Origin of the sequence: Jeotgalibacillus marinus, from assembly GCF_040801915.1 — a bacterium.
GTDB lineage: Bacteria > Bacillota > Bacilli > Bacillales > Jeotgalibacillaceae > Jeotgalibacillus > Jeotgalibacillus marinus.
Genome location: NZ_JBFMIA010000005.1, coordinates 88,897 through 112,774 on the forward strand (window position 1 = coordinate 88,897; position 23,878 = coordinate 112,774).

Below are 23,878 nucleotides of genomic sequence, written 5' to 3' on the forward strand. Positions count from 1 at the left end.
CTCATCTCGTCTTTTCACTCAGCTAAAAATTGAACGACTTTTTTTACAAATGCTTTTCCATCCCTTGTACCGATCGACTCTGGATGAAATTGAAGTCCTATTATAGGCTGTGTTTTATGCATCACAGCCATGATTTCTCCATCATCTTGGGCAGTCGCGATTTCTTCTAACTCAGCAGGCAGTGTGTTTCGATCGATGGCAAGCGAGTGATAGCGCATTACATCAATCGAATCATCCTCCCCAAAAAGCTGTGGCTCTGTGTGACAAATGGACGACACCTTCCCGTGCATGACATTTGTTGCTTTACCAACGGTTGCCCCAAATGCAACACCGATCGCCTGATGACCTAAACAAACACCTAAAATGGGGATCGTTTCGCCTAGCTCTTTCACTACTTCCACACAAATCCCTGCATCTGTTGGGTGACCAGGTCCAGGTGAAATCACAATTAAAGATGGACCAAGCTCAATGATTTCTTGTATCGTCAATCGGTCGTTTCGAACAACCTTCACTTCGCCTATTTCTCCTAAATACTGATACAAGTTGTAGGTAAAAGAATCATAATTATCGATGAGCAATATCATGATCTCACCTCCAGCAACGAACGTGCTTTGTTCAACGTTTCTTGGTATTCCATCGCAGGTATAGAATCATAAACGATACCTGCTCCAGCCTGTACGTGTGCCACTCGATCTTTAATGACCATCGTTCGAATCGCTAGAGCAAAATCAAGGTTACCATCAAAACCAACATACCCTACAGCCCCCGAATACACACCACGTTTTACTTTTTCAAGCTCATTGATCAGCTGCATGGCACGAATTTTTGGCGCGCCCGACACTGTCCCTGCAGGTAAAGTAGAAATCAGTGCTTCAAGACCTGACATGTCGGACTTGAGTACCCCTTTTACCTCGGACACAATATGCATGACATGTTGATACTTTTCAATGGTCAAGTATTTTGTTAATTCAACCGTTCCAATCTCACACACTTTGCCTAAATCATTGCGACCTAAGTCAACTAACATTCGATGTTCAGCTAACTCTTTTTCATCGTTTAAAAGATCTTTTTCTAAATTTGAGTCCTCTTCTTTCGATTGACCTCTTTTTCTCGTACCCGCAATTGGATTCGTTGTCACATCACGGCCTGTTACTTTAATCAAACTCTCTGGCGAAGCACCGAGTACCGTATAATTATCAAATTCGATAAAAAACATGTAAGGAGAAGGATTATCTAGTCTCAGCTTTCTGTAAAACGAAAATGGTGAGCCTTCAAATGGTGCACTTAAACGTTGTGACAATACAATTTGAAAAATATCTCCATCGCGAATATGTGATTTGGCAACCTCTACTGCTTCGTGGTAATCAGACTGTTCAATATTGGATACGTACGCTAAAACGGACAATTCATCCAGCCCAGGCTGTACGTTTTTATAATGAGAAAGTTGCTTTTTAATGCTGTTGACTTTTTGTTCAAGTTCTTGCATCGTGTATTTATTTTTCGGATTCAGTGCAGTGATCGTCACTTCATACTTTTTATGGTCGTAGATGACGATCGTGTCATAGAGCATCAGATGAACATCTGGCATCTCTAGCTGATCGGATGGCAATTCACCAATTTCTTCATACATGCGAATCGCATCGTAGCCAATGTATCCGATTGCCCCTCCTGCAAAAGGCATATCACTCAGAGCTTGAACCTGTTGTTCTTTCAGTAAACGTTCCAATTGATCAAGCGGTTTTCCATTTACTCGATCAAAATCGCCACTGGAAGTTTCCTTAATCAATGTTTCATTCCCTTGTCCTATGAACTCCATATAAGGGTTGGCCCCTATAAACGAATACCTTCCTGACTCCTCATGCTTTAAAGAGCTCTCTAGTAAACACTTTTTGGATCCTTCTAAACTCTGGAAAATGGAAATAGGTGTTAACGAATCTCCATTCACCACTTCTGTCTTAAAATAACTCTTCTCTACTCTGCTCAACTCTTACACCTCTCTTCACCGCTTACGGTGGATTAAATTAGCATAAAAAAACTCCGCACAGAAAAATTTCTGTACGGAGGACGGGTTGACCCGCGGTACCACCTCACGTTAGAGCATATGCTCCCACTCGTTGACGTATCGCCAAATCCTGTAACGTGGATTATTCGTTTGCTCCTACTCGATTCAAAGCAACTCTCACGGGCCCATTCAAATACTGCACTGTCCTGCTTTCACCACCCGCAGGCTCTCTGATCAGCGCTCATTATTCTACTCTTCCCAGTCTTCGATTATTATTTAAATATAAAAAAGCCTTCCTGTCCTAATAAAGGACGGGAAGACCCGTGATACCACCTTTGTTGGTTAAAAAATAAACCCACTCATTGTAGAAGCATGTCATACGCTCTCTACCACTATTATCGGTCGTGAACCGTCTACGCCTACACCAATAAAAGGTTCAGCAAGATGCTCAGAAGTCCATTCATATAATGCCTTTACTGGTTCGCACCATCCACCAGCTCTCTAAAAAAGACACTCATACTACTACTCTTCATCATCGCGTTAAAAGATTCAATTTGTTTATTATAGTAGTCCATTCAAAAAATAATGTCAATCATAAATATTTACTTTGGTACGACGACTATACCCACAAATAAAGATCACATGTATCTTTAGAATGAGTTAAGACAATAATCCAGGATTATGCGCAAGAATATGTTCTTTCGCACGGCGAGCCATTACTTGATACGTATCTTCTTCATCTGTTTTCGTATGTTTGACAATTGAAAATGCAAAAGGAGAAACATCTTTATTTTCAAGTTCAAAGTAATCAGTAAAGGTCGCATTGCCAATCAAATCGATTCGTTTATAATCGTCATTCTCGCGGTGAATCACACATTTCACTCGTCCCCCATCATTATAAACATCGATGGATTGACCAGGTTCGCTATGACCTAACAAAACTTGTACTAAGCTTGACGAAGACATTGCCGTACCACATGCATTGGTAAAACCAACCCCTCGTTCAAACGTTCGAACAAAAATTTCATCCTTATCAAGAGGAACGACAAAACTTACATTCACGCCATCTTTGAACCATGGGTTTGGTGAATTAAATTGTTCTGCAAGTGTTTGTTGAACATCACTCGTAAGCACCTCTGCTGTGACCGTCGAAATCAAGTGTGGATTCGGTACAGCGACAGCTGAAAACGCAAGATCTGGGTGCCAATCCAATACAGGTTGATTGATGAGATCATTTGAAGAGAGAGCAAGCGGGAGTGCGTCTAGATCAAATAGAATAGGTGAGATCTCAACAGCATACGTTGGAATCGTTCCAAACAACGACTCGACTTGTTCAACTGTAAGATTCGCTTTCATTGTTTCAACAACAAATTTGGTTTCACCATCACGCTCAGCGATATAACGAGCTGCACAACGCAATCCATTGCCACACATTGAAGCTTCTGATCCATCGGAATTAAACACGCTCATTTTTGCGTGTGCTGTTTTGCTTGATGAGATGTATAACACCCCATCCGCTCCTATAGAATGTTGCCTATTACATAGTGACTTAGCTAATTGAGCGCGTTCTGTATCATTGAATGAATGCTCTAAAAGCGTTTCATCAAGTATAATAAAATCATTGCTTGAACCATGACATTTAATTACCTTTATGTTCATTTCTGTTTCCCCCTAAAAGCATCCTACAGTAATCATTTAAGATTGCCATATAATATTTTTTTCCGCAAGAAATCTTTTCCTACAACATGGCTGTATATACATACATAGGTTAGTGATTAAGAGATTTGAGGATTCTCAGTTTTATTTTGATCTAGAATCGAGTAGAGAAATGTGGAGAATAGGGCCGTTATCTTATTCGGTTCGATATAAATTCTGCCTCAATTTATTATATGACAAAATGGATGGCGGGATATCATGAGTTGATTTAATCGCTAGCATCTGAAGAAAAATTGTTGAAAATACATCCACATACTTTTTCAGCAAGACAAAAAATGAATAGATACTTAATAACAGGTATACTTTTGAACTTTTTTGAATTTTTAATTTTAAAAAATAACTCAAGACGCAACCACCTCTTATTCAAGTGGTTACTTCTTGAGTGTATTCGTTATATAAACGGCATAAAGTGAAGGATGAAATAAAGTAAAAACAGCCCTGCAATAATGTACAGAGTCTTCGTTACTTCCTTCGCCTTCCCCGTAATGAATTTGATAAATGGATAAAGGATAAAGCCAATTGCGATTCCGTCTGCAATACTAAATGTAAATGGAATCATCACAATCAACATAATGGCTGGAATTGACTCAGTGAAATCTTCTAAGTTCAAATGTTTCATATGCTGAATCATTAAAATGCCGATAATGATTAAAATCGGTGCAATCGCATGATCAGGTATGAATCCCATGTAAGGGATAAACAGCGCAGAAGCGATAAATAATACACCGGTAGTTAAAGCCGTTAAACCCGTACGACCTCCTGCAGCCATAGCAGCGGTTGACTCAACTGTCGCAACAGTCGGACTCGTGCCCAAGAAACCTGAACTTAATACAGACAATGCATTTGCTTTAAGTGATCGACTAAACGCTTCTGGTCGTTTTATAAACGATACGTGCCCATGAATTAAGCCGATATTTTCAAAAACCAGCACCATAGTTAAAGAAAAAATGCCGATCCAAAAAGGTATTTCTAGCCATTTTTCAAAAGAGAGTTGAAACCAAACAACGGATTCACTTGTGACCGATATTTGTGTTGCATTTGAAGGTTCGATATTCATGATAAATGCAAGTGCAGTTCCAAATAAGATCGTCCAAAGAAAATGTCCAGGAACGTTTTTAACAAAGAGCACAATCGCTACTAAAAACGTAAGAATCGTTGCGATTGCAGCAGGTTCTGCAAAATCACCAATGGCGATCAGTGAGTGGTCTCCTTGTGTGACGAGCGATCCTTTTTCAAGCCCGATTAGGAGTAGAAAAAAACCTAGTCCTATGGTAATTGCATCCTTCAACGATTGAGGAATGGCTTCACTCAAAATCGTTGATAGCTTCGTAAATGCAACAACAATAAGCAAAACGCCTGATATCGCTACTATTCCGAGTGCTTCTTGCCATGTAAAGCCCATTGCATGAACAAGTGTGTACGTAAACATCGCATTGATTCCCATTCCTGGGACCAAAATAATCGGTGTATTTCCGATAAAGGCCATCATAATACACCCAAGTGCACATGTTGCGATCGTCGCGATCACAGCTCCTTCAAACGGCATCCCCGATTCAGATAAAATCAATGCGTTGACCGCTACGATGTAAACGATCGTGAAAAACCCAACAACCCCAGCCATTACTTCTTGTTTAAACGAAGTTTGATGACTCGTTAAACCAAACATTCTTTCTACTACTTTCATAATAATTGCCTGCCTTTGCAAGCGCCCTCTCCCTACCCGCTCAACCTCAAAAGTGAGGTCAGCCACCAAGAGTTATTATACTGCACTAAGTGAGCATTGTCATTAAAATATTCAGCACAAAAGTGCAACGCAGCCTGTTTAGCTAAGGTAAGAATAAGGTGCTCTTTGTCTACTTTACAGCGTAAGGAGACCATAGAGGGACTAGCCACTTGTACTAGAGGAAGAATGTCTCCATGTTTAGCTTATCCACACATAAATATAGTATCCAAGCCAAACAATTAGAAAAGAGCCAGTCGTGGTAACTGGCTCTTTTGAAACTCCTAACTCTTATACATCCATTTTTTTAAACAAGCTTGCCATTTCAATCGCAGCGGTTGCAGCTTCCCAGCCTTTGTTCCCTGCTTTCGTTCCTGCGCGTTCTATTGCTTGCTCAATTGTATCTGTCGTTAGAACGCCGAAAATGACTGGTAGTCCTTCATTTAGAGCAATGTTTGCTACACCTTTTGCAACTTCTCCACTGACATACTCAAAATGAGGTGTTGCACCACGAATGACTGTACCTAGTGTAATGACTGCATCATACTTACCTGACTTCGCTAAACGTTGCGCAACGACCGGGATTTCAAATACCCCTGGCACCCATGCAATAGATACGTCTTCATCGTTTACACCATGACGTTTCAATGCATCCTCTGCACCACCAAGTAATTTGCTTGTAATAAATTCATTAAAACGACCTACCACAATCGCTATTTTCAAATCCGTCCCAACTAAATGTCCTTCATAAATGTTTTTCATCAATACGACCTCCTAAAGATTAAGCATGTGTCCAAGCTTCGTTTTTTTAATTTCCATATATTTTGCATTTTGCTCTTTTGTGGGCATTTGGATCGATACACGTTCAACAACTTCTAACCCGTAACCATTTACCCCCGCAATCTTACGAGGGTTATTCGTTAAAATACGCATTTTTGTGACACCAAGATCTTTTAAGATTTGAGCGCCTATCCCGTAATCTCGTAAGTCAGCAGCAAATCCAAGTTTATGATTTGCTTCAACTGTATCTAACCCCTCTTCTTGAAGCTTGTATGCTTTAAGTTTATTAACGAGTCCAATGCCACGGCCTTCTTGTCTCATATACAGCAAAATCCCGTGATCTTCTTTTTCAATTTGAGAAAGTGCTGCAGCAAGCTGGGGACCACAATCGCAACGATGGGAACCAAACACATCCCCTGTCAAGCATTCTGAATGAACGCGTACGAGTACTGAATCAACGGAAGAAATATCTCCTTTTACAAGCGCCACATGTTCCTGCCCTGTTAACGTTTCTGTATAGGCAACGGCTCGGAACTCTCCATACTCTGTTGGCATATGTACATCCACTTCACGTTGAATCAACTTCTCTTTCTTGCGTCGATACGCGATTAAATCTTGAATGGTAATCAATTTTAAATCAAATTTTTCAGCGATTTCTACTAGATGGGGTACGCGTGCCATCGTGCCATCTTCTTTGATGATTTCACAAATGACCCCCGATGGCTTTGAACCAGCTAACACAGCAAGATCAACCGCAGCTTCTGTATGACCTGCACGTTTTAGTACGCCCCCTTTTTTTGCGACAAGCGGAAAGATGTGACCTGGACGGTTAAAATCTGTTGCAGTTGCACTTGAATGAACTAGCTCTCGTACCGTTAATGCTCTCTCGGGGGCACTAATTCCCGTTGTCGTTTCAATATGGTCAACACTCACAGTAAAAGCCGTACCGTGTGAATCTGTATTCCTGTCTGTCATCGGTTTTAGCTCTAGTTCATTTGCACGCTCTTCAGTAATCGGCACACACACAAGTCCGCGGCCTTCTGTTATCATAAAATTGATTATATCTGGAGTGACGGCTTCTGATAAAGCGATAAAGTCACCTTCATTTTCACGGTCCTCATCATCCACGACAATGACTACTTTCCCTCTTTTTAAATCTTCTAATGCGTCTTCGATGCGGTTGAACATAACGTCATCCTCCTAATCCATAAAACCATGTTTTTGTAAAAATGATTCGTCAACGCTATTCTTCTTAGGCTGCGTAGTACCTGGCTGCTGGAAACGCTGAATATATTTCGCGATCATATCACATTCAATATTGACTCGATCACCCATTTTTTTCGACCCAACAATTGATTCATCAACTGTTTGAGGGATTAGTGAAATCATGATTGCCGTATCCTCTACGTCAAAAACCGTTAATGAAGTACCATCAACAGCAACTGAACCTTTCACTATAAAATAAGGCATGAGAGTCGGATCCATTTCAATATAAATGTAAATCGCATTTTCTTTTTGTTTACGGGAAATAATCGTTCCAGTACCATCAATGTGACCTGAGACAAAGTGGCCTCCAAATCGACCATTTGCTGCCATCGCACGTTCTAAATTAACGCGAGAACCGGTTTTTAATTGATGCAATGTAGACGCTTTAACAGTCTCTGGCATCACATCAACTGAAAACGTTTGATCAGTGAATTCTGTTACCGTTAAACAAACACCGTTTACAGAAATACTATCGCCTAGCTGAACGTCACTTACTACCTTTGGTCCTTTAATTGTTAACACCATCGACTCGCTCCCACGTGTCATTGAAACAACAGAACCAACTTCTTCAATAATGCCTGTGAACAATCATCGTCACCTTCTTTCTTGCAAAAGAGCTGTTACTTTAATGTCTGGTCCAATCGTATGCATTGATTCGATTGAAAGTTTCCAGGCGTCATCCATTTTCAATACACCTGCACCATTAAAGACAGAGAAAGCACGCCCATTGCCTACTATTTTTGGTGCGATATACATAACCAATCGGTTTACTAGCTTTTGGTCCAAAAATGCTCCATGCACTTTGGCTCCACCTTCTACATAAATAGAATGAATTTTTTCTTCGCCAAGTCTTTTTAATAGCTCTGGCAATAGAATTTTTTCTTCAGCCATACGAATAATCCATACTTGATTGTGTCTCGTAATTAGTTGTTCTCGTTCTTTAGATGCGCTTTTTCCACAAATCACCCAAGTCCGCGCGCATCCATCCGTTAGAATAGTGGAATGATCCCCTATTGATAATGCTGTATCTAAAACAATTCGAATCGGAGAAACTCCTCCATTGGGCAGTCTAGTCGTGAGAGATGGATTATCCGCTTTTACTGTGTTTGCCCCAACTAAGATGGCATCATGAAGATGTCGATCTAAATGAACATCCTCTCTTGCTTCAGGTGATGTGACCCATTTACTATCTCCTGTTTCTGTCGCAATTTTGCCATCTAATGTCATTGCTGCTTTAAGTGTGACAAATGGTGTTTGTGTTGCAACATGATAAAAGTAAAATTCATTTAATGAGCGAGCTTCTTCTTCACAAACACCAACCACCACGTTAATTCCAGCTTGTTTCAGACGAGCAATTCCTTTACCAGCAACGATCGGGTTTGGGTCGGCCGAACCAATCACCACTCGCTTTATTCCCTTTTCAATAACTAATTCTGCACATGGCGGCGTTTTCCCAAAGTGTGAGCAAGGTTCGAGCGTGACATAAATCGTTGCTCCTCGTGCCTCGTCATCTGCTTGCTTTAACGCATTTACTTCAGCATGCCCTTCTCCAGCTCTTAAATGTGCACCCATCCCAATCACTCGGCCATCTTTCACCACAACCGCTCCAACTGCCGGGTTTGGAGACGTTTGCCCCATTGTACTTTTCGCCATTTCAATAGCTAACTTCATCCATTTTTGATCCATGCTATCACCTTTCTTCTTTTTGGATGACAACAAAAAAGCCCCCTATAATCGTTTGTAGGGGGCGATGAAAGCATAGATAAATAAGCGTTTAAGTGAACAATTTTTTCACCTAATCGCTTCTTCCTTCTCCCATCCAGACTTTCACTGTCGGCTTTGGAATTTCACCAAATCCACCGGCATCGCCGGGTCACGGACTGAGGACCGAGGTCCATCACCGCCGGTAGGGAATTACACCCTCCCCGAAGGATAACTGATTCGATTGTAATCTCATTATGTCTGATAAATCAGTGTTTTGTAAAGGTTTTTGTCTTCGGATTACCTGTCGTTTATATGAAAACTGATAATTTCCGAGTGGATAGATGAAGTCGAAGATATGAATTTATTTTAACTATAAATAATGAATACTGTAAGTACACCAAATATCTTCTGACAGTTTCTTTTAATTAAATTAGTACAACATTAGTTCAAAAAGGTATTTTTGTTTTTGGGGACGAGAAAGCACAAAATTTGATGTACTTACAGAAACTGATATCTAATAATTGTTCATTGTTTGATTACAGCCATTAGATTTTACCACCATTGACATATTTCTTACCAATGTTCGCCAAGGAATTTACCGTACATTACCAATGGATTTACCAGTGAATGAAAAAGCTCTACAGATTAACATTTTGATAATCTGTAGGGCTTTTTTGTACAGAGATAATAAAGTTGTTTAAAAAATAAAAAGTCGTTTAAAAATTTCATTTTGTTTTGAAATTATACAACTAAAGTAAGCAGGTTTGTTGAAGAAGAAGTAATTGACATAGACTATATTTACGATTAGAATTCTACTATTCAATAAATTAATTGAATAGTTGAGAGGGGCTTTTACATGCTTAATGAACGAAATTTAAAGGACTTATTATATCAAGAGTTCGCAAGGATAGGGAAAAGTTTATCAAGCCCTAAACGATTGGAAATTCTTGACCTTTTATCACAAGGTCCTAAGTCTGTGGATGCTTTAGCAAAAATTACAACCATGTCTGTTGCTAATGTATCTCAACACTTGAAAACTCTTTTCAATTCGAGGTTAGTTAAGTTTAAGAAGGAAGGAAACTACGTCATATACGAACTAGCGGATGAAGTAATTTCTGATTTTTTAAACTCATTGCATGCATTATCAGAAAAGCAGCATATGCAGGTACAACAAATAAAAGAAGAGTTTTTAAATAATCAACTTGGTATAGAAGGGATAACTCTTTCAGAGCTTAAAGATCGAATGGATAAAGGTGAGGTTTTACTGTTGGATGTAAGATTGAAAGAAGAATATGAAAAGGCTCATATTCCTGGTGCTGTTTCTATTCCTATCGAAGAATTGGAAGATAAACTTTCGTCTTTGCCAGCCAATTGTAATGTAGTTGCTTATTGCAGAGGACCTTATTGTTTAATGTCGGCAGAAGCAGTGGAAATTCTGAAGGCAAAAGGGATTACTGCATTTCGATTGGAAGACGGTGTTAGAGAATGGCAACAATTAACGAAATAATTACATTAGTTCGGGGGATTAAAAATGAAATTAGGGATCATTTTGGAGACAAAAGAGCCTGAGAAAGCGTGGAATGCTTTTCGATTTGCTAATGCTGGATTAATGAAAGAACATGAAGTCAAAATTTTTCTAATGGGTGAAGCCGTTGAATGTGAAAACATTGAACATCCAAGGTTTAAAGTTAAGGAAGAAATGAATAAATTTGAGGAATTAATGGGTGAACTATTGGCTTGCGGAACATGTTTAAAATCGAGATTACTAGATAAAACATCTTCATGTCCGATTTCTACAATGGATGATTGTATTAAGGTTGTAGAATGGGCTGACAAAATGGTTACGTTTTAATCATCAAGATAAATCAATAAATATAAGAAGGTGTTTATAAGTGTTCGGTAAAGAACAAGATTCAATCGACAGTTATATAGATTCACCAGAAAAGCTAAAAAAATTATATAGACGAGTGTTGTTTGTTGTGAGTCTATCACAAATTTTTGGTGGGGCGGGACTTGCGGCAGGGATTACGGTAGGTGCTCTTTTGGCCCAACAAATGCTTGGAACTGATGCCTATGCAGGAGTTCCGTCAGCTTTATTTACTTTAGGGGCAGCAGGAGCAGCTTTAATCGTAGGAAAACTTTCTCAACGTTATGGACGTCGTACAGGTTTATCGACAGGTTTTATTGTAGGTGGACTCGGAGCAATTGGAGTTGTGATTGCTGCCATGATGAATAGTGTAATTCTTTTATTTTCTTCTCTCCTAATTTATGGCGCAGGAACTGCAACAAATTTACAAGCTCGTTATGCAGGGACTGATTTAGCAAACAATAAACAACGAGCAACTGCAATCAGTACTACAATGGCTATGACAACATTCGGGGCTGTTGCAGGTCCGAATTTAGTAGAAATTATGGGTAAATTTGCTCTTTCCATTGGTGTTCCGGCTCTTGCAGGTCCATTTATTTTATCAGCTACAGCATTTATCTTAGCAGGACTTGTACTTTTTATTATGTTGCGTCCCGATCCATTAAATATTGCAAAAAGGATAGCAGCTTATAAACAAAAAAATGAGCATGGAAATAAATCGGATTCTGTTGATAAAACAATAAATAAAAAAGGTCTTACAGTCGGTGCAACGGTTATGGTTCTAACTCAAATTGTAATGGTTGCAATTATGACCATGACACCAGTCCATATGAAACATCATGGTCATGGTTTAGCTGAAGTCGGAATTGTTATAGGATTTCATATAGGTTCAATGTATCTACCTTCACTTGTAACAGGTATTCTTGTTGATAAAATTGGTCGAACAGCAATGAGCATAGCTTCGGGTATTACATTGTTATTCGCTGGCTTATTAGCAGCATTCGCACCAAGTGATTCAATGATTCTGTTAGTAATTGCTCTTTCTTTACTTGGATTGGGATGGAACTTTGGTTTAATTAGTGGTACTGCTCAAATAGTTGATTCTACAGAGCCTTCAACACGTGCGAAAACACAAGGAACACTTGATGTTTTTATTGCATTAGCAGGAGCTTCTGGCGGTGCTCTTTCGGGAATGGTAGTAGCTAATACAAGTTATGCTACATTATCTTTGAGTGGAGGATTTTTATCCTTAGTTCTTATACCTGTTGTGATTTGGTCTCGTAGAGGTAGAGCATAATAGAGTTTTAAAAAATTGAATAACTTTGTTACACACGATGTTCAAAGTTGATGGCCCGATATTTTCAGCCCATTCAACCGCAGCTTCTGGTGTTTGAATGTTATCATTATTATCCATATTGTCATTTTTTTTGATATTATCTTTTACAATTTTATATACTCAACTAATTCTGGAGTAATAAGTAATTCAAATATGTTTCATAATAATCTCCTTTAACAATTAATTTAAATTTTCAATTAACTTTTAACCCCATAAGAATATCATCCACAAGATTTTCATCATTTAACTTAATTTCATCTTTCTTAACACCTTCAACCTTAAAACCAAGTTTTTCATATAGTTTTATAGCTCTAGGATTATTTGAGAATACTCCAAGAGCTAATTTCTTTATCCCTGAGTTTTTTTGAGCCCATTCTATACCTGTATTCAATAGAATAGTTCCAATTCCTTGACTCCAATTTTCTCTCTTAACCCCCATCCCAATATTTACAACATGAGAAACTCTTTGTCTCGAACCTTTGGATAAGAATATGAATCCTACAATTGATTTTTTCTCATCTTCCATAACGAAGGTAGCCCCTCCATTATCAAAATTTCTCTTCATCAAAAATTCTTCTTCTTGAGAATTTAATTCTGGTGGAATTGTGATAAAAAAGTTTGTATTGGCTACTAGATCTTTCTTTATATTATAAATATGTATAGCGTCTTGCACAGTTGCTAGTCTACAATTCATGTTCTTTTACCCCCACTATTTTTGTCCCCAACACTATAAAAAGCAACATGTGAAATATTCTAAATGAGATAATCACATTGTAATGCAAATTGCACAAAAAGAAGATGAAAATTTTCTTAATATTAAACCGTGTTGTACCCTTCAAAAGAATTCGATAGTTAAATATAAAAGCTTAACTGTTATTATGTTCTTTTGCTTTCTCAGATATAATTTCTTCTAAGATCATCCTATATAAATAAATATTGGATTTCTTTCTAAAAAAGGAGTAATATCCTGCTCCAAAAATCAAGATTGAAATGATAAAAAAACAAATCATATAATAAAAAAAGATATTATATACTTCGCTAAATCCATCAACTGATTCATGAAGTTCTTTTGTATAAATTAAAGCCGCTTCTTTATCTTCATATTCTTTTAGGTTAATCTCTAGTAATTTGTTAGCATATTGAAACAGTGATGTTGTTTTGCTAGTTATATATGCAAGTACAAATGTGGGAATAAATGCAATCAATGAAGCAAGGATGATATTTGGTATACCAATAAAATGCTTTGTAGACTCATTAATCTCCAAGTCAGTAGTAATTTTTTTAAACAAATCATTTACTTCATCATGGGTATGATGAACTTTAATTAATTCTTTAATTTTATTTTGATATGTTATAGTTTTCCCATTTAAATTTCCATAACGTTTTTTAAAATATTTTATTGAACTTACATATTCTGAATATCTTCTTCCCATGCTTTCACCTCATTAATTCTATCGAGTTAAAAGTAAATTTTTCACTTATAGGAATCTTTTTTATTTTAACTTCGAATAAGAAAGAAAATCGACTGGAAGGAACAAACGCTTAATCCCTTATATATCAAGGGATTAAGCGCTTGCTTTTGATAACTCTATTATATAAAGCTTCCCTGAAACATTTCAGATTCGATTGTAATCCTATTATGTTTGATAAATCAGTGTTTTGTAAAGGGTTTAACTTTGGTTTACTTGTAATTCCCTGAAAAACACCATCCTATCAAATAGAAATTACTACTAATATACTTATTCGTATGGTCAAATGGATCATATCTCACAAGACCAGTGGCATTATATTACTTCATCTACAAAAGCACACATATTATAGCTACTTTTAATGCACAAATACCGGAAACGATAAATATTTTAATCTTCTGTGTTAGTGGGTCCTTCTTCAATCTCAGCTCTACTAAATATTTCCCTCCCCTCTTGTTCGTTTAACGAAAGAATAGCAGAAATCAACTCCTCCAATTTACTTTTATCTGCATAGTCTTCATTATGAATGACAAGATTACCTATATATCTGTCATAACTTATCCCAAAGGTGAAATAATCTGTCGAGGTTTCTCCTTCTCTGTCTCTGAATTCAACTATAATGTTTTCTCCTGTTTCATCATCAACAATTTCGGGAAGTTTTTCATACACCCCCAAAAAGTTCTCTCCTGCATACACCCTTATCTCTGTTGAAAAACCGACTCTTGCAACTATTGGATCACTTAATGCTTGTACATATCCGTCTGCACCTATTGGCATTACTCTAAACTCATACGTCCCATCAAGATTATTAAGTTTGATGTCTTGGTTTCGTGTAGAACCATACTCTTCGCATGCATTTTTTTCATACTTCACACCTTGAGGTATGACACATTCACCGTTTACAATAATAAATTCAAAAAAATTATTCACATACCAATAAGGTGAATATTCCCATTTTAAAGATATCGTTGATTCTGTAACATCTGTAACTTCAAAATCAACAGGTTTAGGATCAGAGACAGGAGGAACGTCATCCACTGTAATCACATTGCTTACGGTTTCATAGTTAACCCATTTGAAACCAATATTCTGATACCATTTCTGTTTTCCTTTTATTTTCACTTGAAAACTATAAGTCTCACCAACAGTCACTAAACTCCTAAGGGCATAAGTTTTTTCATCACCTGAAATGGAAATCGAATTTTCTTCTTTCCCATTACGAATTAACGTGAGTTTAAGATCTTTATAATTCGAAGATCCTCCAAAAACTGGCCAGTTTACCTCTATGTCTACATATCCATTATCTAAATAATCAACATCAAAACCTTTTACCTCTACCGTAGGGCTTACAAGAAGCGCCCCCACATTAGCTTCTCCATCATGTGCCATAGCCCTATTACCTAGATTTGTTGTAAACATCAAGCATAAAATAAGCATCACTACAAATACTCTGTTCATAGTGAACTTTCTCCTTTCTTTTACAAAGAATATTGTTTAGCTCTGAAGTAGTTACGTTGAATAACCCCATCCCCAGGCGGCCTTGGTGGTTTCGATCGAACATCACAAGGGTCTTCAATCGCTCGAAGTGATTCACCTACAGACCGAAAAAGATGGAGCCTGTTCGAAATGAAGTTACATTCATACAAGAGTTGTTTGGAACCGCATCATAAATTGGAAAACTATGTCTCTATCAAAATGTTTTTGCATCAGAACTAAAAAAATATATTAATTACTAATGACCTCAGTGTTGATAACAAAATTTTCAAGTGTTCTTTCCGTAGGGGCTGTTTGTACCATCAGTATACTATCCAATCTTGAGGATCGGTTCTCTTCTCTGGCTTTAACCGTAAAAGCATAGTTAGTAGAAGGCTCTAACCCTTCAACTGTAAAATTCGTTTCTGTTGTTGAGCCAATAACTTTATTGCCCTCCATTTGATAAATATCATATTCTAACGTTACACCGTCAAAAGTAGGCGCCGGGTCCCATTCAAGGGTCACCGTAGTTGATGTTCTCGAGATGTCTTTTATATTTTCAGGGGGGTAAAGATTTCTTGTCGAGAATGAAATCTCCGTTCGGTCTTCCTCACGGTCCCCTAAAACATTAACTGGCTGAACACGGTACGTATATTTTTCATTCGGAAATAAATTCTCATCTTTATACTGTGTTACTTTATAATCCTCAATCGTTGCAATTTCCATGTTATCGCGGTAAATAATCCATTTTTCGACTTCTTCGGGTGTATCCCCCTCATTGGACCATTCTATCCCGATAGAGGTGAATGTCGTATAATAGATCCCTATATAGTCAAGGGTTGGCGGATCGGGTCTATCATCACGAGGGTCTTCGAAGGCTTGGAGTGATTCTGCTACATCTTTTAAATTTCTCCAATTTCCAACCGCAAGATCCAAATCCTCCTCTAATAAGTCAAGGAAGTCTGAGTCTATCCAATTGATCCCGCGTATTAATCCCCCAACCCGACTTTCTAACTCTTCCCAACCACCAACGATATTTTTTTGAAGAATGTTCGTGGTATCGGACACCATTTGAACAATCGGGCTTATTTCATCAAGCAAACTGCTTATATTTCCATGTTGAGACTCGAAATCACTTGCAAAACTGCCCCAACGCGGTTTAAAATCCTTCACTGCATCTTCCTTCTTATAATAAGGCTCAGCAGCCTCCCAGGAACCAGAAATTCTCAATATTCTATCACCGTTTTCCCTATAGGCCTTCTCCTTAGCATCCAAATCATCATACACATCCCAAAATGAAGAGACGACACCTCCCCCCTGATTTGTAAAATCATCCAAAATATCTTGAACACCTCCTAAATTTTGCGCGTCGTTCAGGACGACAGAGCGAAAAGCTTGTAAAGTAGATACGACCTCTTCTACCATTGGGCGTTTACTTTCGATACCGCCCAATAAATCGTTTAGAATCCCCTCAAATTTTTCTTTTGCCTGGTCATCATCTTTTTCGATTTCAGGAATAAGGTCGTATAGCTCCCGAGATGACTCATCAAATTCCTCAGCATACTCAATAACTAACCTAATCGTCTCAAATAACTGTGGGTATACATTATACATCCATACTCGAGCATTATTTCTAGCCGACCTTTGGTATTCTGGCAGGATTTCATTAACCTTATCCACTCCATCAGAGACGTCGTCTAAAAAGTCAGCTATCTCCGCAATCGACTCGTCGTCATCACCTAACTCACCCATGAGATCCTTAAGAGAATTGGATAGGCTATTTTGGGATTTGGGTAAAGATAGATCTTGATACGATAGAATCAAAGTTGAATAGTTCTCCAGTAATTCCAAATCACTATCGAAGTTACTTAATACTTTTTCGAGCTCCCTGGGGGTTGTTAATGACCTTTCATTATTTGCAATACCTATGTTTCCCGGAACCATGGTAGATATTAAACTGCAAAAAAACATAGCTAGAACTATTTTTCTCAAAAGTGCTTTCCTCATTGGTGTTCTCCTCCTTTAAAAATGTTCGCTAAGGAGAGTATTATCTGTCACGAGATAATACTTTCTAAAAAAATTCTGGTGAATAAATCATTTGAAAGAAATATAAACCGACTGTTCTGATGACAGTTTGTGATGCGATTCCAAACAACTTATGTTTGAATTCAACTTCATTTTTGAACAGACTCCACCTGCGGTTGTCCTTTTTATCATATGCATAGCTTCACGCCATTCAATATAGAAGTGGATGATTTACTCCTTGAATCCCAACATAGGGCGCAAATTCCTTCCTACTTGATAGGGGGCACTAAACGAAAGGCTCGTGCCCCCGTAGGAGTCTCACTATTTGTTATAAAGCTCGGCCCGTAGGCAAGGCTTTTGTGGTTTGATTATGCGGCGTCTTCCTCTAGCGACTCTAACCATTCTTTTAGTTCTTTGTCTGTAAAATCGGATGTGTCGATCAATTCATCGAAGTCATAGGCTTTTAAAGCTTCCTCTAAATCTTCTTCAGTGTCTATCCCGTCGAGATTGATTTTGATCGGGTCGTCCGAAGTGTTTGCTTCAAGCTGTTGATTCATTTTAGCTATGTTTTGAGTAGTCCCCCAGGAATCAGAAGCTTCTTTAAAAATGGGCTTTAAGGTGCTTAGATCGTTATCACTCGATACCTGCTCGATCATGATTTGTATACCCTCTTGTGATTTATTCCATGCGTTTGTATAATCATCGAGAGCATTCACTACGTTACCCGTTGTTTCATACATTGCTTCAGATTTCCCTTTGACTGCCGAAGCTTTAGAATAATCATTCTCGGGTCCCTTGACAAAGTTGATTATAGTAGAAATAAGTAGATATAACATGGGTACTACTATACCAAGAGCAATAATTGTAAACACTATTGCTAACTCGATTGGAAACATCTTCAGATCATCAGGTTGAGTTGATTGCGCACCCTGAAAAAAATTTATTTTTTTTGCCGAAAGGGAGGCGATAGGACCATCTGCAATTGATGAAGCCATCATCCCAACCCGAAGGTTTTCTCTGTTCTGGTTGATCTGTTCTGCATACAATTCATCAAGCGCTTCATTAAGTCCCCTTACTTCTTCTTCTGTCACATCTCCTTGTTCAATGAGAACTTCTTCTGCCTTCTTCACACTAGCTTCAAGCTCTTTGTAATCCTTTTCCACGTCCAAATGAAAATCTTCTACACGTTCTTGAGATTGTTCAACTGTACGCGCTTCTTCTTTGATAAGCGTATTAAGTCTTTCTAACCTTAATCGAATATCGTTTCTTGCTTTTTCTTCTGTGATTTCACCGTTTTCAAATTCCTTCACTTTCTGATCAGCCGTAGCCATGTAGGAGTCCACTTTTTCCGCAATATCTTCAGCCCGATTATGTGCATCCTTCAACTCAAAGTTATACTCGTCCAAAAATTTTTCGGCGTTCTCATTCATCGCTTGTTGCTGTTCAGTGAATTCTTCCATCCCTTCAAGTGGACTATCGATGACTGGTTGTTGAAGGGTTGAAAGAGCTAAATCTTCGCTCGATAATCGATTCGCTTCCATACTCAGCATAGCCTCATCGATCTCTGTCGATAGAAGCGAAAGGCTCTGCTCTTGAATATCACTGATTTCATTTGCCTGGGACACTTCACTCAGCGTCGGGACACTGGCTAAACTAACCGTTAAACCGAGTGCAATGAATCTTTTTGCCTGTTTCTTCATAATGAATTCTCCTTTTCTATGATTGTATGTGAATGATGAAGGGTCTATTTGTCCCCCCGTTTTCAACCCATTCTTCTCAAGGAAGCCTGAATCTACCCAATTTATTCCTCATATTCCACCCCCTTTTTTCTTTCTTATCTCTTATAAAAAAATAGTCCGCTGTTTGACGAACACCAGAATACGCACCAAATATCGAAAGACCAATACATAACGATAACAATAGTTTTATGATCGTATCACCTTCAGCATAACTCCGAACCTACCACCTTTTTAAATATGACAACGCTCATAATTTTACCCTCCTTCGCATTAAAAGCGCTATCATAATAAAAAACAATAAATGGTAAATTCTTTTGGTATTTCATCACAAACGGTTATTAGAAACAAATTGATAATTTAGAGCATGCTAGTACCTTCCGTAATACAAAATGTGCTTTAAATAGCTAAAAAAAAGCCAATCTAATAGTAGTTAGGTCCTTTCACTCCTTTCAAACGTGTATATACAAAAAAACAGGCTTAATGAAAGATAGATATGTATATCTATCTTTCATTATATCAGACTTTTCTTATTATTCAATATACAATTTTTAGGTTTGGTTCGGAAACTTAACACTATTATTTAACGCGTCTGTGTCAAAAATCACTTCCAGCCCAACAAAAAAATGCGACAAAAATAACCTGAGTCCTTATGAATCCAGGACCCAGGCTACTTACTTTTCTTTTTAATTCCTGCCTACTTGACAGGGGTCACTACAGTTTAGTTACGACGCTTCATCCAATTCTTACTATAGCAACTCTCGTAACCATTCTTCCAACTCTTCATCCGTTAGTTCAGATGTATCGATTACTTCATTGACGCTATACGCTTCTTTTATGACTTCCCTCTAAATCTTCTTCAGTGTCTATGCCACCAAGATTGATTTCGATCATGTCGTCCGAAGTGTATGCTTCAAGTATTTTGACACGCTCCTTTAGAATAAGGAGCCATATTATGCGGATTGTAGACTTACACTAAATTAAAGATTAAAAAGGAGTCAACTTAACCATGAAAAACGGATTTATTGTCATCACAGGTGCTTCATCTGGAAATGGACAAGCTACAGCCAATTTTTTTATTGAAAAAGGTCAGTACCTTTGTGTTATTAAGTAACCTTAAGGTAACTTTTCAAGGGGGAGAATGGTTTGAACAGAAAAAAATATTTAAACGAATTTGATGCAACGATGCAAATTATTCAAGGTAAATGGAAAGTTATGATTTTATATCATTTGTATGAAAATCAACCTACCAGGTTTGGAGAGATGCAAAGATATATAAGAGATACTTCACATAAAACACTAACAAAACAATTAAGAGAGCTTGAAAATGATGAATTGATTGAAAGAATTGTTTATCCAGAAGTTCCTCCTCGAGTATAGTACTCTTTAACTGAAAAAGGGGGGACTATAATTCCTTTACTCGATATGATTTGTAATTGGGGACTTATACATATAGATAAAAAGCATTTAGATCGTGTATTATGTGAGGATTGAAATTTGTAATTTTAATTATTGTTGCTGTTGGAAGAGTGTTAATTAAAATAGATCAGCACTCATAGATCACCTCTCAATTAAAACAGTTAAGTTCCATTTTCCTTAAAATCCTTTTCTTTATTTGTTCTTCTATAAGATAATCCTCTAGCTTTCCATATCTTGAAGTTTGTGTTAATGATAGGCCAAACCTTTCAACGAGTATTTGTGGTCTAAAATTACTTGCTAATATACTAAAACAAATAATGCTTAGAGGCTTAGGTGTAAAACCCAAAAAATCCTTTCCCTTTTTTGCTATGAAGGATTTATTGAATGGACGATCCTGCAAATACCACTGTTGAACTCAAACTTAAAATAAAAAAAGCCTTATTCTGTACGTTTCTTACGTTCAATCTTTGATTAATGTACTCAATTATTAAAACAAGTTCATCTGGTCAACCTTTATGTCACTTATTTTAATGTTGCAATATACTTAAGACGGTCTCATCTAAACATAGCTTTTCTAAACGATTTTTGAGACCAAAAAAGACGAATGTCAGAGCACTCGCCTTTTTCATTTTTTTTATTATATAAATTTAATAGTTTTCAAATGTATAATCTACGTATAAATATCCTGCTACGCCTTGCACATCTAGCTTAGCCTCGCCTATTATTCTATCTTGAGCGAGGTCGCCTATGTGCGTATAGTAGATCATGTGGGCTGGTGGTCCGTAAAATTCATGCAGATTTCTTATATCAAAACCTCTATTCCATGGAACGTACCCATCATATACGTTAGTAATAGGGTTATCCCACTGTAAAAGATAAATTCCCCATTCATGATTAACAACGGCTAGGTCGTACTTCATCGAGCGTATCATCTCACCATCACCGCTGAATGTAATCTCATACCACAGCGGTGTGTTCCCTTCAGGAACTTCAATCGGATCAGGAGTATTAACCTTTTTTTCAATTTGTAGAGTCCCTACAGATTCACCGTCTTCATCATAGACGATTTCTTCCTGAATACCGTCTTTATTTATATCAAATTTAGCATCTACATTCTCTAAATTAGATAGGTCAGGTGCTTGTCCTGACATCGCCTTCGTACTATTACTAAATGAAAAAAACGCCGCCAGTATAACCAAGGTTGAAAATAGACTTAACATACTTTTTCTTTTCAAAACAGTCCCCATCATCAATTCCTCCCTCATTCTTGTACTGATTCTTACTTGCAATCATTAATCGGTCACACCACCCCCTCTGAATATTCAAATTATTAAAATTCTCCAAACGAATATGAATATGCTTTTTAACAATTATCTCGATTTGTAATCAAAGAACTACGAATGTAAACATCTGAAATATGATTACATCGTTAAAACTGTATACCAACGCTAAACTAAACGGTCTAGATAATGTATTGAATTTTCAATACACTCTTTCTGTTTCTATCCCTAAAATTCCTTCTCATTACAATGATTATTTTTCGAATAAAGAATTTACTTGCACCTAACCCTTTTGATGAGAATAAAAACGAGTAACACAATTTTTAGAGGAAGAACTTGAAGATGGTGGGATTTTATTCACGATTCCTTATAATTCAATCGCTGTAAAAAAGGGACACAGAACTGGTTGAATTATGAAATGCCAGTTTCGAGGATATAAAGGAGAATGGAAAACCTTCATGAAATTGAAAAATTGGTGTATGGCACTAAGTAGGAACTTTCTTAAGCCAGGTATGGGACAAGAGTATGAAGAGTTTAGATTAGAAGTAGACCCACTATGGGTAGAAGCTCAAGAAACAAACAGTCCCTATATTTATTAAAAATATAGGGATTATGAATTTCCCGTTCTGTGATAGAACCACCTTCGTTTATAAATTTTTCTGTATAGGTAGTCCACTTGTCTTTTCAATCGTTCTTAATAATCTATTTGTACTATGTTACTATGATCAATCTCCTTGATTTAACTGACTCCAGGAAAGACATCTAATTTTATAGTAATCACCTGTTTCTAATCATAGACCATGTACAATAACCTTTATTAAATCACCATTTTTTCTTTTTTAAATACCGGAATAAAAGAAAGAATATTACTATAGCTGAATGTACGCTGCTTTCTACGCAAGTAACAGTAAGCAACCATTGAGCTTTCGTTTACTTTTAAAACGTTAATTCTCCTTTGACTAATCTGACCGCGATTTGACATGTAGATCATCTCAACCATCTGGTTACTCTCCATTGCATAAAACAGCTTATTTTTCACTTTGTTCACTCCTTTTAATACATCACAGAACAAACGTTCGTTTTTAGAACAAAAAAATATAACCTTCTCATCCAATGAGTTCCAACTTCGGTTCATCTTCAGAACCAGATTACTTTAACCTCTTTAATGCTGTTCATTTGAAGAAGTTAAACATGTAGTTCAGAAGTATATTCGGTTCTTTACCTACCAACGTTTCCAAAAAAAGATTTTTTTATCCATTATTATTTTGTATTTCTGGCCATCTTAACCCACAAGAAAATCTCGATCACATATACTCTCATCTCATGATCAGCGCGGCTGCCGTTGAGGTAAAGTTGAACTACCTGTTCTTTAATTTCATAGGTGAATGTTCAATGTTTTTTTGATCATAGTAGATTCTCCTCTTATCATCATATCTATTGTCTACTTGACCGGTTAAAATAGTTAAATTTCTCTCAAATAATTTATGACCACTTGCTCCATTATCGATTCCACCATGTCCTTCATCTAAAAAAATGTTTTTGTCATTTTGTTTCCTCCTCATTTTTTGTTATTATTTATTTGGTTTTTTCCGTGTTACCTGTAATGATTTTTTTTCTGTCCCGAGAATATGAAATCTAGTTACCTTCATTTCTCACCTATCTTTTCTCTTGCTTCGTTTATGAATTTTTCTAAAATAGGAGGGGCTTTCACTCCTGCTTTAGCTGCATTCTCAAGAATGCTTATAATCTCATTCGATATGAAGAAAAATAAAACCGTGGTCGCCAGCCACTCCTGTGAACCTGCAACAGCCGCTTCAATTAGCCATGTAACACATACAATGATAAAGATAAAAAACTTCTTCACAATACCCTTGAATCCTACTGCTGAACTAATCGTTCCCTGAATATAAGAAGATGCTACGCCAGATAGATAGTCAAGAATGACAGCAGCTATCAAAACACCTAGAAGCGGACTCCACACATCATAAAAGACAGCAATAACCATACCTCCAACCCCAGACGGCACGCTTAACAGCATGTAGTTTCACTTAAAAAATGACAATTAATACACCTTCTTTCCTTTTT

Annotated in this window: 20 protein-coding genes, 1 riboswitch and 2 other annotated features; of the genes, 4 read left to right on the top strand and 16 right to left on the bottom strand. The window is 37.4% G+C overall.

Going from position 1 to position 23,878, the window contains the following annotated elements; all coding sequences use genetic code 11:
• Positions 1-14 precede the first annotated feature (14 nt).
• From AB1471_RS08215 to ribD, 8 genes are all read right to left on the bottom strand, one after another.
• The gene (locus tag AB1471_RS08215; protein WP_367779270.1) at positions 15-584 is read right to left on the bottom strand and encodes an anthranilate synthase component II; all 570 of its coding nucleotides are present in this window, start codon (positions 582-584) and stop codon (positions 15-17) included.
• Positions 581-1,984, bottom strand: coding sequence for an anthranilate synthase component I (gene trpE, locus AB1471_RS08220; protein ID WP_367779271.1), 1,404 nt, complete (start codon positions 1,982-1,984; stop codon positions 581-583). Before trpE ends, AB1471_RS08215 begins: the two co-directional genes overlap by 4 nt.
• Positions 1,985-2,057: 73 nt before the next feature.
• Positions 2,058-2,277: a binding site (T-box leader), on the bottom strand.
• Positions 2,278-2,306: 29 nt separating this feature from the next.
• Positions 2,307-2,547 (bottom strand) — a binding site (T-box leader).
• A 115-nt stretch (positions 2,548-2,662) separates the two neighbouring features.
• The gene (gene dapF / locus AB1471_RS08225) at positions 2,663-3,661 is read right to left on the bottom strand and encodes a diaminopimelate epimerase (RefSeq protein ID WP_367779272.1); all 999 of its coding nucleotides are present in this window, start codon (positions 3,659-3,661) and stop codon (positions 2,663-2,665) included.
• Between the two features lie 448 nt (positions 3,662-4,109).
• Positions 4,110-5,402, bottom strand: coding sequence for an NCS2 family permease (locus AB1471_RS08230; RefSeq protein WP_367779273.1), 1,293 nt, complete (start codon positions 5,400-5,402; stop codon positions 4,110-4,112).
• Between the two features lie 327 nt (positions 5,403-5,729).
• Complete coding sequence (gene ribH / locus AB1471_RS08235; RefSeq protein ID WP_367779274.1) at positions 5,730-6,200, bottom strand: 6,7-dimethyl-8-ribityllumazine synthase; 471 nt, start codon at positions 6,198-6,200, stop codon at positions 5,730-5,732.
• Positions 6,201-6,212: 12 nt separating this feature from the next.
• Positions 6,213-7,406 carry a bifunctional 3,4-dihydroxy-2-butanone-4-phosphate synthase/GTP cyclohydrolase II gene (locus tag AB1471_RS08240; protein ID WP_367779275.1) on the bottom strand — a complete coding sequence of 398 codons (1,194 nt, stop codon included), beginning with the start codon at positions 7,404-7,406 and terminating at the stop codon, positions 6,213-6,215.
• A 12-nt stretch (positions 7,407-7,418) separates the two neighbouring features.
• Positions 7,419-8,072, bottom strand: a complete 654-nt coding sequence (gene ribE, locus AB1471_RS08245; protein ID WP_367779276.1) for a riboflavin synthase — start codon at positions 8,070-8,072, stop codon at positions 7,419-7,421.
• A gap of 6 nt (positions 8,073-8,078) precedes the next feature.
• Positions 8,079-9,170, bottom strand: coding sequence for a bifunctional diaminohydroxyphosphoribosylaminopyrimidine deaminase/5-amino-6-(5-phosphoribosylamino)uracil reductase RibD (gene ribD, locus AB1471_RS08250; protein WP_367779354.1), 1,092 nt, complete (start codon positions 9,168-9,170; stop codon positions 8,079-8,081).
• Between the two features lie 117 nt (positions 9,171-9,287).
• Positions 9,288-9,421: riboswitch (FMN riboswitch) on the bottom strand.
• A 623-nt stretch (positions 9,422-10,044) separates the two neighbouring features.
• Here ribD and AB1471_RS08255 point away from each other — a divergent pair.
• Genes AB1471_RS08255 through AB1471_RS08265 form a run of 3 tightly spaced genes read left to right on the top strand, consistent with a single transcriptional unit; the run spans position 10,045 to position 12,352 of the window.
• Positions 10,045-10,695, top strand: a complete 651-nt coding sequence (locus AB1471_RS08255; protein ID WP_367779277.1) for an ArsR/SmtB family transcription factor — start codon at positions 10,045-10,047, stop codon at positions 10,693-10,695.
• A gap of 24 nt (positions 10,696-10,719) precedes the next feature.
• Positions 10,720-11,040, top strand: coding sequence for a DsrE family protein (locus AB1471_RS08260; RefSeq protein WP_367779278.1), 321 nt, complete (start codon positions 10,720-10,722; stop codon positions 11,038-11,040).
• A 40-nt stretch (positions 11,041-11,080) separates the two neighbouring features.
• Positions 11,081-12,352: an MFS transporter gene (locus tag AB1471_RS08265; RefSeq protein WP_367779279.1), complete on the top strand. Its 1,272-nt coding sequence runs from the start codon at positions 11,081-11,083 to the stop codon at positions 12,350-12,352.
• Between the two features lie 232 nt (positions 12,353-12,584).
• On the opposite strand, the gene AB1471_RS08270 is transcribed toward AB1471_RS08265, so the two are convergent.
• From AB1471_RS08270 to AB1471_RS08290, 5 genes are all read right to left on the bottom strand, one after another.
• Entirely contained in the window at positions 12,585-13,085 is a 501-nt protein-coding gene (locus AB1471_RS08270; RefSeq protein WP_367779280.1) for a GNAT family N-acetyltransferase, read from the bottom strand.
• Between the two features lie 172 nt (positions 13,086-13,257).
• Complete coding sequence (locus tag AB1471_RS08275; protein ID WP_367779281.1) at positions 13,258-13,824, bottom strand: hypothetical protein; 567 nt, start codon at positions 13,822-13,824, stop codon at positions 13,258-13,260.
• Between the two features lie 426 nt (positions 13,825-14,250).
• The gene (locus AB1471_RS08280) at positions 14,251-15,318 is read right to left on the bottom strand and encodes a fibronectin type III domain-containing protein (protein ID WP_367779282.1); all 1,068 of its coding nucleotides are present in this window, start codon (positions 15,316-15,318) and stop codon (positions 14,251-14,253) included.
• 267 nt (positions 15,319-15,585) lie between these two features.
• Positions 15,586-17,340, bottom strand: a complete 1,755-nt coding sequence (locus AB1471_RS08285) for an HBL/NHE enterotoxin family protein (RefSeq protein WP_367779283.1) — start codon at positions 17,338-17,340, stop codon at positions 15,586-15,588.
• Between the two features lie 386 nt (positions 17,341-17,726).
• Positions 17,727-19,058 (bottom strand): HBL/NHE enterotoxin family protein, encoded by a 1,332-nt coding sequence (locus AB1471_RS08290; protein WP_367779284.1) that lies wholly within the window; start codon positions 19,056-19,058, stop codon positions 17,727-17,729.
• 1,182 nt (positions 19,059-20,240) lie between these two features.
• Here AB1471_RS08290 and AB1471_RS08295 point away from each other — a divergent pair.
• Positions 20,241-20,474: a winged helix-turn-helix transcriptional regulator gene (locus tag AB1471_RS08295; RefSeq protein WP_367779285.1), complete on the top strand. Its 234-nt coding sequence runs from the start codon at positions 20,241-20,243 to the stop codon at positions 20,472-20,474.
• Positions 20,475-21,160: 686 nt separating this feature from the next.
• On the opposite strand, the gene AB1471_RS08300 is transcribed toward AB1471_RS08295, so the two are convergent.
• The 3 genes from AB1471_RS08300 to AB1471_RS08310 all read right to left on the bottom strand — a co-directional run bounded on the left by AB1471_RS08300 (position 21,161) and on the right by AB1471_RS08310 (position 23,798).
• Positions 21,161-21,760, bottom strand: a complete 600-nt coding sequence (locus AB1471_RS08300) for a hypothetical protein (protein WP_367779286.1) — start codon at positions 21,758-21,760, stop codon at positions 21,161-21,163.
• Between the two features lie 850 nt (positions 21,761-22,610).
• The gene (locus tag AB1471_RS08305; protein WP_367779287.1) at positions 22,611-22,832 is read right to left on the bottom strand and encodes a transcriptional regulator; all 222 of its coding nucleotides are present in this window, start codon (positions 22,830-22,832) and stop codon (positions 22,611-22,613) included.
• Positions 22,833-23,438: 606 nt separating this feature from the next.
• Positions 23,439-23,798, bottom strand: coding sequence for a phage holin family protein (locus AB1471_RS08310; RefSeq protein ID WP_367779288.1), 360 nt, complete (start codon positions 23,796-23,798; stop codon positions 23,439-23,441).
• Between the last annotated feature and the right edge of the window lie 80 nt (positions 23,799-23,878).